The organism is Hymenobacter sp. HD11105 (genome assembly GCF_054051685.1).
Window position 1 is genome coordinate 137,572 of the sequence record NZ_JBSWBR010000004.1, and the last position, 12,261, is coordinate 149,832.

The 12,261-nt window shown below is 50.5% G+C and carries 9 protein-coding genes; 6 read left to right on the top strand and 3 right to left on the bottom strand.

Features of this window, described 5'->3' with window-relative positions:
* Positions 1–77 precede the first annotated feature (77 nt).
* Positions 78–2,675: a PIG-L family deacetylase gene (locus ACW9KT_RS13755; RefSeq protein WP_457081325.1), complete on the bottom strand. Its 2,598-nt coding sequence runs from the start codon at positions 2,673–2,675 to the stop codon at positions 78–80.
* A gap of 222 nt (positions 2,676–2,897) precedes the next feature.
* On the opposite strand from ACW9KT_RS13755, the gene ACW9KT_RS13760 reads away from it, so the two are divergent.
* The 4 genes from ACW9KT_RS13760 to ACW9KT_RS13775 all read left to right on the top strand — a co-directional run bounded on the left by ACW9KT_RS13760 (position 2,898) and on the right by ACW9KT_RS13775 (position 9,578).
* A complete protein-coding gene (locus ACW9KT_RS13760) occupies positions 2,898–5,306 on the top strand; it encodes a T9SS type A sorting domain-containing protein (RefSeq protein WP_457081327.1) in 2,409 nt (802 codons plus the stop codon).
* Between the two features lie 120 nt (positions 5,307–5,426).
* Entirely contained in the window at positions 5,427–6,245 is an 819-nt protein-coding gene (locus ACW9KT_RS13765; protein WP_457081329.1) for an MOSC domain-containing protein, read from the top strand.
* Between the two features lie 235 nt (positions 6,246–6,480).
* The gene (locus ACW9KT_RS13770) at positions 6,481–8,727 is read left to right on the top strand and encodes a T9SS type A sorting domain-containing protein (RefSeq protein WP_457081330.1); all 2,247 of its coding nucleotides are present in this window, start codon (positions 6,481–6,483) and stop codon (positions 8,725–8,727) included.
* A 182-nt stretch (positions 8,728–8,909) separates the two neighbouring features.
* Entirely contained in the window at positions 8,910–9,578 is a 669-nt protein-coding gene (locus ACW9KT_RS13775) for a DUF2461 domain-containing protein (protein ID WP_457081332.1), read from the top strand.
* A 101-nt stretch (positions 9,579–9,679) separates the two neighbouring features.
* Here ACW9KT_RS13775 and ACW9KT_RS13780 read toward each other — a convergent pair whose 3' ends face one another.
* Both ACW9KT_RS13780 and ACW9KT_RS13785 read right to left on the bottom strand, forming a co-directional pair.
* A complete protein-coding gene (locus ACW9KT_RS13780) occupies positions 9,680–10,303 on the bottom strand; it encodes a deoxynucleoside kinase (RefSeq protein ID WP_457081334.1) in 624 nt (207 codons plus the stop codon).
* Between the two features lie 206 nt (positions 10,304–10,509).
* Positions 10,510–11,166 (bottom strand): DUF6565 domain-containing protein, encoded by a 657-nt coding sequence (locus ACW9KT_RS13785; RefSeq protein WP_457081336.1) that lies wholly within the window; start codon positions 11,164–11,166, stop codon positions 10,510–10,512.
* Between the two features lie 21 nt (positions 11,167–11,187).
* Between ACW9KT_RS13785 and ACW9KT_RS13790 the strand changes: the two genes are divergently transcribed.
* Together ACW9KT_RS13790 and ACW9KT_RS13795 are read left to right on the top strand one after the other, a co-directional pair.
* Positions 11,188–11,826 (top strand): N-acetyltransferase family protein, encoded by a 639-nt coding sequence (locus ACW9KT_RS13790; protein WP_457081338.1) that lies wholly within the window; start codon positions 11,188–11,190, stop codon positions 11,824–11,826.
* Between the two features lie 156 nt (positions 11,827–11,982).
* A complete protein-coding gene (locus tag ACW9KT_RS13795; RefSeq protein ID WP_084444526.1) occupies positions 11,983–12,204 on the top strand; it encodes a CDGSH iron-sulfur domain-containing protein in 222 nt (73 codons plus the stop codon).
* Positions 12,205–12,261 lie beyond the last annotated feature (57 nt).

A 12,261-nucleotide genomic window follows, 5' to 3' on the forward strand; every position in this document is an offset into this window, starting at 1 on the left:
TGGTAAAAGATGGGCGGGAAGTAAGAAGGAGCGCAGGGTAATAATAAGGTTGCTTTTGGAAGCAGTAAACCGGCTGATTATTTCCCCAGCGAAATCATATTGGTCAGTAGCCGATACGCGCCCGGCACGCCAGCCGGCAACTCCCGGAAGAACGAAAGACCTGTATATATATAGTGTCCTTTTCCGTAGTCAGCCACCAGAATAGCCCCATCCTTGGGCGATTCGCCGGGGTCGTTGCTGCTGATAATGGCTTGGTACTTTGAATCCCACTGGCTGGGATAATACAGCCCTTGTTCTTGCACCCAGCCCTGAAAGTCGCGGCTAGTAATTTTATTAGGCGAGTTCAGCAAAGGGTGCTGGGGCTTTAGGAAGCGCACCTCAGCGTTTTCCACCGTCACCCGATCATTTGACAACTTGAGTGGGTAAGGGCCGATTTCGGGTAATACCGTGCCCCGATTCACGGTGTATTGCACAATCAAATTGCCCCCATTCTGCACATACTCCAACAGCACGGGCTGCAAAAACCGCAGCCTGTCTACCGTATTATATGCCCGTACGCCCAGCAGCACGGCATCGAAGCGGCGCAGATGGGCAGTTGTCAGGTCGGCCTCTTTAAGCATGGTCACCTGGTAGCCAATCTGGCGCAGAGCTTCCGGCACCTCGTCGCCGGCACCCATCAAGTAGCCAATTTCATTGCCTTTACGCTTCAAATCCAGCTTAATCAGCGGAGCTGCCGCTTCAGGGAAGAGGGTTTGGTTAGGAATATGAGTATAGATAATAGGTTGGTAACCTTGCGAGTACGTTTTCCCATCCACAGTAGCTACGGCTTGTATTTGCCCCGCACTTTCTGTCGTGTTCGTAGGCCGCACCCGAAACTCCAATGTTTGCTCCTGTTCCTTGGCTTGCAAGGCAAAAGGAAGCGAAGCCGGCTCCGACTGCCAGCCAGGGGGCAAATTCAGCGCCACCGTCCCCTTCACTCCCGCCCGACCGGCCTTCACCGTCACGGGCACCAGTTTGGGCTGGTTTTCGGCAAATACGTAGGCCTTGCCGCCAATAGTAACCGCTACCGGCGGCACCACCGTCAGAGAGCGATATACCTCCCCTTCTACTGGGTCGGTGCGCTTGAATTGCACCGGCACAGAATAGAAAATTGGCGTGCCAACAACCTGCAGCAAACAGCCGACATAAGCAGAAGCTGGGTTTTCGGGGGTACCAATTAGGTTTTGGCGATTAATTACAAGCGCTGCCGGCTCTTTTTGTCCCCCACCCGATGCCAAACGTTGCCCCGTCACGGGACCGAACAACGCCGCTGAGCCGCTCTCAGCTACCAGCAGTTTTTCCGGCACCGCGTACATACCCACTGTACCCATCAGCCGCAACCAGTACGGCTGCGAGGCCTCTACTTGCGAGCTAACGCGGAAGCGCAAAGGCACCCGATGCAATTCATTAGCAGCCAATTGCTTATTCAGGGTCGTATCGCGCTGGTAACCAATGAGGCCCGTACCTACCCACGTAACGGGTACAGCAGATCGGTTAATTGCCTCCACAGTCACGGCCACTGGTTGGCCGGGAGCGGCCGTCGCTTCCGCCGCTGTAGCTTCCAGGTACAACCCCAAGCAGGCCTGAATGAGCTGCTCTACTTGCTCTTGCTTTTCCTTTTTCCAAAAGCCATCATCTGGTGCCTTTAATAAAGCTTCGCGCACTTTAAGCAAGCTAGCCACGCTGGCAGCCGGGTTGGCGGGGTCATATTCCTTAATAGTCTGGGCTACCAGCTTGCCCACCGGTGCCCCTCCCTTTATTCGGTTCCAGCTTAAGTCGACACCTTCCAAGAGGTCTTTTTGCGCTTTTTCTCCCTTCAAAGGCTCCAGGTATTCAATCGCTTCCCCACGGGTAGCCGCCGAGCCGAAGCCTTGGCTTTTGTGCTGAGAGCGGCTAATGGCTGCTATCTCACCATAGCTTTTCCCAAGTAGGGCATTATAGCTGCCTGCATCCACCACGATTTTTCCGGTAGCATCAAACTTCTGCCCCGGCTGCAGAAAAAAGGATGAAGTGTTCCAGAATAGCCGCTTCGGTTGCCAAGGCTGCACGTATTGTAGCTGCTCAGGGAAGCGCTTCGGGTCGCCGGCCGCATCGAAGGCGTCGAGGGCCAATTGTGCACTGGCGGTATGGTGACCGTGGGTGCCGTTGGGCTTAGGAGAGAAGCGGGTAATCAACACATCAGGGCGGCGCTGACGAATCACCCATACCATATCAGCCAGCACCTGCTCCCGGTCCCAAATGGTAAAGGTTTCCTCGGCGGTCTTTGAAAAACCAAAGTCGTTGGCACGAGTGAAGAACTGTCGTCCGCCATCAATGCGGCGCGCGGCCAGCAATTCCTGCGTCCTAATTACACCTAGCCCCTCCCGAATTTCGGGGCCAACCAAATTTTGCCCCCCATCGCCGCGGGTGCAGCTTAAGTAGCCAGTATGCAGCAAGCGCCCGTTTGCCAAGTAGGCAATCAGACGCGTATTCTCATCGTCGGGGTGCGCCGCAATGTATAGTGCCGACCCTAAAACATTGAGTTTGCGCAGGCTAAGTGCAATATCGGCTGCGGAGTAAGTTTTGGGACTTTGGGCTGAAACTACAAGCGGTAAAAACAGCAAAGCCAGCGCGGCAGGCAAGGACAGTAAGCGCATTTAAATGGCAGTTAAAATAAGAAGCCAAAGGTAAGCGATAAACAGAGGTAGCTGTAGCCCAGTGGTATCAACAGATACCATCATTACATGTTGCCTTATTGATTCGTTGCCTTATAGCACTATAGAGAGGTTTTTTAATTTATTAATAAAGAATTATACAAAATAATCTAACTTTCAAACTACATTTGCTCGTATTAGGACTTTAAAATCAATTCTGCCTATATGAAAATTTTACATACTGGAATCGCAGCCTTAGGGGCCGTATTTCTCTCACTGAGCGTGCCTCAGACCGTGCAGGCGCAGTTTCGCACCCCGGTAGTCAACGGAGTAGTCGGGCCCAACGAGTACGGTAACGAATATGCGAATCCCAATAATGACGATCCAAACCTAAAATGGCGTGTTACTTGGGACGACACCAATCTTTACGTTGTCATTGAAGACGCTAATCTTCAACAAGGAACCGTTCTCTATTTAGATACGGACCCACAGACTCCCGTAAACGCGGGCGAACGTAATCCTATAAAAGGTCAGCCTATATCCGGTGGTATCAATGGAAATTTGCCTATTCAGGCTGATATCTTCATTCTCGCCGAAAAATTTTATCGGGAGGTTCGCGTTTTTAGTAAGGAAACAGGCCAATGGAGTGAGCCTAGGGAATGGGGAAAGCCTACTGACCCTGACGTGAGTAAGCGCATCGGACAATATGCCGACAATGGTGGAGCCGATGGTGAGAAGTGGAGTTCACGGAATCCCGAAAGAAATTTTTCAGGCACAGTTAAAGAGTTTGCTCTTCCATGGTCTCTGATCAGCACTACCGGGGCGCGACCTAAAAACTTTAATTGGTTTGGCTTTGTCGTTTATGGGTTTGATCCAATCAGCATGGATGATCCAGACACCGAGGAACAAGAACCAACTATTCCTAACCCAGTGCGTGGTGGTTTATATGGTCAAGCACCGAGAGATAATGATGGCACTTTCCGCTTTAATGACGTGGATGGCAGACGGTATGAAGATTACAATTGGACGCGCTATTTCACAGTTTTGAATACTGATGCAGGTAGCGATAACAGTGCTTTCGGCCCTAATGGCACTGAGAGCTTCTCGTACACTGGACCTGCTGTGAGCACCTTGGGGGGCATTTCAGTGTATGACTTTACTGTTAATAGCCCTAATGCTATTCTCACTCGCGTTGGAGATGGGAATAGTGTCATCTGGAATATTCAGAATAATCTGACAGTAGCTAATAACAGTACCCTCAATTTTGGAGCTACTACTGCTCCTGTCATAGTAGGTGGTGATATACGTGTTACTGGAGAAGGTGTCATCCGTTATCCTGCCCCTGCAGGAACCCTAACTATAGGTAGAAATATTCAATTAGCTACTGCGAATTCTTTTCTTGTTAATGCTGGTGTTACATTGACAGGAACTGGTGCTCAAACAATTTCTACGGACAATAATGCTCCTGTAGACCTCCGCCTATTAACCATACAAGGTGCAGGCGTTAAGACTTTGAATACAAACCTTGACATTAGGGAGACACTGATTCTGAATAATGGCATCCTAACTACGGGTACTAACCAAGTTCGATTGATACCAGGCGCTCGATTGACAGAGAATGCACCTGGTTATCTATTGGGTAGAATTGCAACTTCGACGCTTACTCCCTTGAATGTTCCTGGTGCCTCATCTGATTTTGGCGGTATAGGTTTAAGAATTACTCAACGCGGTAATGATCTACCAGGTGCTATAGATGTACTACGTATTACCGGTGGTAGAGGCCTACTACAAGCTGGTTCTGCTACTGTCCCTAATCAGACCATTGCCCGTCGTTTCTTTATCAATAACAACCCAACCAATAACAGCGGTACCAATGTCACGTTGGATTTCACTTATCGTGATATTCCTCCTACTGAGTTGAACGGCAATACGGAAGCAGCATTACGCCTTTATGAGTCATCCAACATAGCTGATCCTGTTAACGGTTATCAGTTAGTAACCCCTAGTAATGCTAACACGCCCAACGCCGCTACCAATACTTTAACTTACGCTGGTAACTTACGGCTTAACCGCTACTTTTCGCTTGCCGATGGCAATACGCCTCTCCCAGTTGAGCTGATCAGCTTCGCCGGAAAAGCAGAAAACAATGTAGTGCGCTTAACTTGGGCTACAGCTTCTGAATTACAGAATAAGGGCTTCGAAGTAGAGCGCCGCACTGAACAGGGCGAATGGCAGAAGTTAGGTTTCGTAGCTGGCAATGGCACGACCAATCAGCGTCACAACTACAACTATCTGGATCGTTCAGCTGTAGCTGGCAACAACTACTACCGCCTACGTCAGATTGACTTGGATGGCAAATCGGTGTACTCACAGGTAGTGGCTGTACAAGTTGGCGCAGTTGCCTTCTCGCTTAGCCCAGTACCTGCTACCGATGTTCTGACCATCAACGGGTTGAGTGCTGGCAAACATGTAGCTGAAATTTATAATGCCCGCGGTCAGCGTGTATTGAGCCAAGAGTTCTCAGATGCTGCGGCCAGCACTATAACGGTGAGCGCTCTGCCAGCTGGTGTTTATATGGTACGCGTTCTTGGCCCAGGCCAGAGCACCCAGAACGCTCGCTTCATCAAGCAGTAATCTTCACTGTTTTTCATTTTTAGCTTCGGCGCAATGGACTTCCATTGCGCCGAAGTTTTTTTATGCCTCATTGGTACGCTGTAATAAGCAGCCTATTTATCGTGCGCTTACCTTCGCCCTATGTCTACTTCGCTCCTTTTACAAGATCTCTACATTTATCCTATTAAGTCGCTGGGGGGCATTCGCCTAACCAAAGCCACCGTGGAGGCTCGCGGCTTACGTTACGACCGCCGCTGGCTGATTGTGAATGAGCGCAACCAGTTTATGACGCAGCGTCAAACCGCCGAAATGGCGCTGCTCCAAGTGGCGCCCGCTCACAATGGCTTTCTGCTCACGCATCGCGCTCGGCCCGATCTGCTACCGCTGTTTGTTCCCTTTGAGGCTACACCTGAGCGCAGCCTTTTCGTCACTATCTGGGATGATTTCGTGTTTGCCTGGCGTGGAGAGCAGACCGCCGATGAGTGGCTATCGGATGCACTGGGCCGCACGTGCCGCCTTGTCTATATGTCGGATATGGCCATGCGCCCTGTTGATCCAGAGTTAAATCCAGCCGATGCGGTAGTAAGCTTTGCTGACGCTTATCCTTTTTTGCTTATTGGGCAAGGCTCGCTGAATGAGCTAAATAGTCGCCTTGCTGAGCAAGTACCCATGAACCGCTTTCGGCCTAACCTTGTATTTAGTGGCGGTTTAGCTCATGTTGAAGACACATGGCAGGAGTTCAGAGTTGGCGAGTTGAACTTTCGGGCCGTAGAAGCTTGCGGGCGTTGCGTAGTGACAACCATTGACCAGAAAACAGGCCAGAAAAACCCCGAAACGTTGCGTACGCTTGCCTCTTACCGCACCCTGGGGGGCAAAGTTATGTTTGGCCAGAATGTAACAGGACCGGGCTACGGCCAACTTCAGATTGGGGATGAGCTAACAGTGGTTAGCTACAAGTAAACCTGAACAACTGCTACTCTGGAGTTTGGTTTATAAAGTTCAAAAACAACCAAGGCATCTATATCTAGCCTTCTTCTAAGCCTCTTAGTATAAGAGGCTTAGAAGAAGGCTAGATTATGGTTGAGATATTGCATTATTATATGAATTTTTGTTAAGTAAATTATTATTAAATCAAAAATATCTAGTTTTACGGCTAGATATTTTTGATTTATAACCCTTCTATTATCCTGCCTATATGAAATTTATACCCGCTGTGATGACAGCCTTAGGAACTGCTTGTCTCGTGCTAACTTCAGCACAACCAGCTCAGGCTCAATTCAAAATACCTACCGTTGACGGCGTTATTAGCATCGGTGAGTATGACAATGCATACCGTAGCCCAAGCGGTACTGCTCCCAATCAGGATCCAAACCTGACATGGCACATGACCTGGAACCAAGCGAACCTGTTTGTTGCCATTTCAGATGCCCGCCTCGCTGAAGGAGCAGTTATTTATCTTGATCTGGATCCGCAAACTATAGTCAATGCACCTGGTAATGGCACCACTCAAGGCCTGCCGGAGGGCTATGACGGATCCACGGGTACGCTTCCTTTCCAAGCAGATGCCGTTCTCTATGTCAAAAGTGGTTACCGCGAAATCCGGACCTTTAATAGAGAAACAGGTCAGTGGAGAGCCCCTGTGGTGTCTGCAGGCGAGTATGCTCAGGTTGGTACTGAAGCTCGCGACCAACCGCGGGTGCGAGAATTCTCTATTCCTTGGGCTACCATAAATGGCACTGCTGGTTTACCGGCAAACTTCAATTGGCTGGGTTATATCGCCAACTCAGGTGGTGGCGCCTATGGCCAGGTGCCAGTAGCCAATCCCAAAGGCAATATTGGGGCTAATGCGAATTTCGTTCGATACTTTACTGTTTTGAATACAGCGGCTGGAAGCGCTTCGAATGCTTTTGGGCCAAATGGCTTAGATAGCTACTCGCATTCTGGGTCTAGCATCAATAACTTTGGGGGGCTAAATGTATATGATTTTACTCTTAATACTCCCGGTGCATTAATCACTCGAATTGGTACTTCTTCCGCTTGGAGTGTGCAAGGTAACCTCAGGGTTGCTAATGGCACTCTCAATCTCGGTGACTCTCCTTCTCCTGTAAGCGTTGCTGGTGATATACGAATTTTTGATGGAGGAATATTCCGCTATGTAAATCCAGTGGGTGACTTAATAGTAAGTGGGAACCTAGAATTTAATAGTGAGGCGGCTTTTGATGTAACGGCTGCCGTTACTCTGACCGGTAATAACGATCAGACCATTAGTGGTGGTACTTATCGTTCCCTTACTATTCAAGGTAATGGAATTAAAACTCTGAGCAATAATAACCTCACAGTTACTAACTCCTTGGTATTAACGAGAGGCACGCTAGTTACGGGCCCTTATCTAGTTGATTTAGGAACAACTGGGGGCTTACAGGAGCCAGCTCCGTCAGATGCAGGACCGGCTGGTGGTTATATATTGGGTACTGTTACATCTACGAGAACTATTACAGGGCCAAGAAGCGACAATTTTGGTGGTATTGGTTTGACAATAATATCACCGAACAATGCATTGGGCCGTCCAGGTACGGTGTTGGTTCAGCGCATAACTGATGGATTTGGGATAGACGCCAGCACGCCTACTGCTACCGCTAACAAAACTATTCGTCGTCGCTTTTTTATTGCCGCCTCCAACCCTGAACCTATAAATGCATCCCTTGTCTTTGGCTATCGTAATGGCAACCCAGATGAGTTGGAAGGTAACGGCCCAAACAATTTAGTGCTGTACCAGTCTTCTGAACGTACATTTAATTATCGCCCGGTGCCTGGTGGCACGAATACTCCTTCACAACAGAATAGAAACCTAACCTTTACGGGTACACTCGCTTTACAAGGTTACTTCTCCCTAGCCGATGGTAGGAACCCCCTTCCTGTCGAGCTTGTCAGCTTCACGGGTAAAGGTGAGAACAATGCTGTGCGTCTAACCTGGGCTACTGCTTCTGAAAAGCAGAACAAAGGCTTTGAAGTGGAGCGTCGCTCTGACCAAGGTGACTGGAAAGTGTTAGGCTTCGTAGCAGGCAACGGCACAACTAACCAGCGTAATAACTACATGTATGTGGACCGCTCAACGGCCACTGGCAACAACTACTACCGTCTGCGCCAGATTGATTTGGATGGCAAGTCGGTGTACTCGCAGCCAATTACGGTACAGATGGGAGCCGTAGCATTCACGCTTAGCCCAGTGCCGGCCACTGACGTACTTACCCTCAACGGGTTGGGAGCCGGTAATCACACAGCTGAAATCTATAATAGCCGCGGTCAGCGCGTCTTAAACCAGACTTTCTCCGATGCAGCGGCTACTTCGCTCACGGTAAGTACTCTGCCCGCTGGTGTATACATGGTACGAGTTCTTGGTCCTGATCAGAGTGTACGTCAGGCACGGTTTATCAAGCAATAAACTCGCTCCATTTTCTTCCTAGCTTCGGCGTTCTGGTTATTCCAGAACGCCGAAGCTGTTTTAAGGAACCTTACAACTTAATAACATATTGGTATGCTCAACAGTAGCTTGTACTCACTTCACAACATCCGTAGAAGTGTATAACTGTACGGCGGACGTTATACCACAATAATTTGCCCCCAATGAATCTTGCACCCGTTCTAAGCTTTTTGCGCGAGCTAGCTGCCAACAACAATAAGCCCTGGATGGATGCCCATCGTGCGGAATATCAGCGTGCTCGGGCCGAGTTTACGGAGCTGGTGCAAAGCGTACTACAGGGCTTACAACAGTTCGAACCTGAACTAGCCGGCCTCACTGCGGCAGCTAGTCAGTACCGCATTAATAAAAACGATCGGTTTCAGCAAAGCAATGAGCCCTACAAAAAGCACATGGGCGCTGGGTTTGCCCGCGACGGGCGCCATTCACCTTGGGCGGGCTATTTTTTGGCTGTGGGGCCGGAAGGTACTACGTGGGTGGGGGCTGGCAAGTGGCGACCCGAAACGCCGGCCGTAACCCGCATCCGCCAGGAGATTCACTACAACGCTCCCGACTTCCATGCCATGCGCGAGGCAACCGACATGGTGCGCTACTTTCCTGATGGTCTGGAAGGCGAACGGCTACAGCGTCCGCCCAAGGGCTACGACAAAAACGACCCGGATCTGGAATGGCTAAAACTTAAAGACTTTTTCGTTTCCCGCTCATTTACAGATAAAGAAGTATTGCAACCCAACTTGGTACAGGAAATGGTGGCCTCGCTTCGGGCGTCTCAGCCACTTGTTCGCTTCCTGAATCAGGCATTGACGGAAGGCTAACTGCCTGAAAGCGACAGTTGAGTGCGTGCTTAGTGCTGTTGTCACAAAAAAAGCCCCCCAAAATTGTTCTGGGGGGCTTTTTTGTGGCAACAATATTGGCTTTAAAATAGCCCGAATAAGGTGCTATTGATACGCTCTATGACGAGGCCGAGGTCCTCGGGGTTATTCACGTAGTCGAGGTTATTGACATCAATGATGAGCAGTTTACCTTCTTTGTAGCCACTGATCCACTGCTCGTAGTGCTCGTTTAGGTGCTTGAGGTACTCAATCTTGATGTTGTTCTCGTAGTCGCGGTTGCGGCGCTCAATCTGTTGGATGAGCTTAGGCAGGTCGGCGCGCAGGTATAGCAGCAAATCCGGCGGATTCACCATGCTGATCATGGAGTCGAAGAGGCCGTGGTAGTTGTCGTAGTCGCGCTGCGTCATCAGGCCTGACTGGTGCAGATTAGTCGCGAAGATGTGGGCATCCTCGTAGATCGTGCGGTCCTGAATAACGCCTTTGCCGGCAGTTTGTATCTCCTTTATGCGCTGGGTCTGGCGGAAACGGCTGTTCAGGAAATACACCTGCAAGTGAAACGCCCAGCGGGGCATATCGTCGTAAAAATCCTTGAGATAGGGATTATGATCTACATCTTCCAGAAAGACCTCCCAATTGAAATGGTGCGCTAGCTTGTTGGCCAGCGTAGTTTTGCCGGCTCCGATGTTACCGACGATGGCAATGTGCATGAGCGAGATGAGCAGCTAAAAGTGAGGCACAAAAGTAGCGCATCGGGGCCGAAGCCAACCCTACATTTGTCTTAGCTGGAGCTTAATTTCCAAGACACATAACCTAACTATCTAAGGAAGCTACATTTACGCAAACTGAACACTATCCTGTCATCGATATGCACATTAGCCCGACGATCATTAGCGCTTAAAAGAAAGACGGCCGCTTAGCGGCCGTCTATAATCTCTTTTGCGCTGCGGGCTTTTTCTAAAGTCCGAAACTCGGCTTGCCAGGAACGGATTCGCAGGCGCTCCTCAGTAGGCAGCTGCGTGCGTACTTCCTCGTAGCGGGCGTTAAGGCTAGTGAGCACAGCGGAGGCCGCACTCCAGTCGGCGGCGCTCCAGCGGCGGCGCTGTTCGCGGGTAGTTTCCAGCAGACGGCTGTAGAGGTCGGGCAGTTCAGTAGCACGGGCCCGCTTGATGTTTATTTCCTCATTGAGCAAACGGCGCTGCGCAGCGGCGGCAGTTGTTGGCTCATTAGCCATACTATCGAGGCGCTGCTGTTCGGCGGCCCAGGTTTGATAACGTGACTTTTGGGCAACGTACTCGCGGCGCGACTTTACCGACAGGCTATCGGTGGCGCGGTCGAGGCGGGCACTTTGGCGGTCATAGTCAGCCATCAGGTTGGGCCATTCGCGGCGGGCACCATCTTCGGCGCGAGCCATTTTTTCGTTTACCCAATCGCTGAAGCGACGCAGGTCGCGCTCCACGGCTGAAGTCGTTTTGGCAGGTGCAGGGTTAGTAGTTTGCTGGGCGGTTGCGCTCAGCGGAGCGAGCAGTAGGCTGGCAGCACCTAGGAGAGCTGGTAGCAGAATCTTTTTCATGGCAGCTAGAGAGTAATTGGCGTGAAAACGACCCCTGGGGGGCAATTTATTGCTGGCACAATACAATTTCCGTCCCAAAATGCCCCCCAGCAACGCTTAACCACGTTTGTTAACCTAAAATTTGCGTTTTTGCACCTTATGCCCGCCACCGATACCGCTTCCGTCAGCATTCAGCCCGCCACCTTGGCTGATATTCCCACTATTATTCAGCTGGCCGAGGCCACCTGGGAGCCTACTTACCGTTTTATCATTTCCAAGGAGCAGATCGATTATATGTACCGTGTCATCTATACGCCGGCTTCGCTGGAGCGTCAGATGACGACCGAAGGACACGTATTTTTGCTGCTGCACACCGACGGTCATCCTGCCGGTTACGCGTCTTTTTCGCGTCAGCCTGCTCCAGCCGATGGGGTGTACAAGCTCCATAAAATCTATGTTTTGCCCTCGCACCAAGGCCAGCGCTTGGGTCAGCAGCTGGTGCTGGCGGTAGAAGAAGCCGCCCGGGCAGCCGGAGGCCGCGCGTTGGAGCTAAACGTGAACCGCTACAACCCCGCCATTAGCTTCTACGAGCGACAAGGCTTCCAGCAGCACCGTGAGGAGGACATTCCCATTGGCCCGTACTGGATGAACGACTACGTAATGCGCAAAGAGCTGACGTAGCAGCACCTTCTTATCTCAGAAGCAAGTCCAGACAACGTAGACGGCAGGTAGCGGCCTATTTTAGGCGTTTCACCGTATAGATTGAAGCTGAGCAAGCAAAAAACACTCAGCAACACAACAATTATTACTCCCTACCACTCATCAAACAACCAAGACATGGCAACCAAACTCACTGTACTCAGCAACGGCTCGCTCCGCGTAGAAGGCGATATAGAACTTGTAGATGCCCAAGGCAACGCGTACGGCTTAGGTGGTCGCGAGCGAATTAGCATCTGCCGCTGCGGCCTTTCCAGCAACAAGCCTTTCTGCGACGGTTCGCATAAAGGCCATTTTGAGCACGACGCTACCGCCTTTGACCTGCCAGCGCCTAAGGTTTAAATAGCGGTTCAATAAATCGAACAGGTTTCTTTAACTAAAAAAGCCCCCCAGAAAAAT

Excerpts from the sequence above, each read along its gene's own strand:
- ACW9KT_RS13785 (WP_457081336.1), bottom strand. The coding sequence starts at position 11,166 with ATGAAAAAGATTCTGCTACCAGCTCTCCTAGGTGCTGCCAGCCTACTG.
- ACW9KT_RS13775 (WP_457081332.1), top strand. The coding sequence starts at position 8,910 with ATGAATCTTGCACCCGTTCTAAGCTTTTTGCGCGAGCTAGCTGCCAAC.
- ACW9KT_RS13795 (WP_084444526.1), top strand. The coding sequence starts at position 11,983 with ATGGCAACCAAACTCACTGTACTCAGCAACGGCTCGCTCCGCGTAGAA.
- ACW9KT_RS13765 (WP_457081329.1), top strand. The coding sequence starts at position 5,427 with ATGTCTACTTCGCTCCTTTTACAAGATCTCTACATTTATCCTATTAAG.
- ACW9KT_RS13780 (WP_457081334.1), bottom strand. The coding sequence starts at position 10,303 with ATGCACATTGCCATCGTCGGTAACATCGGAGCCGGCAAAACTACGCTG.
- ACW9KT_RS13755 (WP_457081325.1), bottom strand. The coding sequence starts at position 2,675 with ATGCGCTTACTGTCCTTGCCTGCCGCGCTGGCTTTGCTGTTTTTACCG.
- ACW9KT_RS13770 (WP_457081330.1), top strand. The coding sequence starts at position 6,481 with ATGAAATTTATACCCGCTGTGATGACAGCCTTAGGAACTGCTTGTCTC.
- ACW9KT_RS13760 (WP_457081327.1), top strand. The coding sequence starts at position 2,898 with ATGAAAATTTTACATACTGGAATCGCAGCCTTAGGGGCCGTATTTCTC.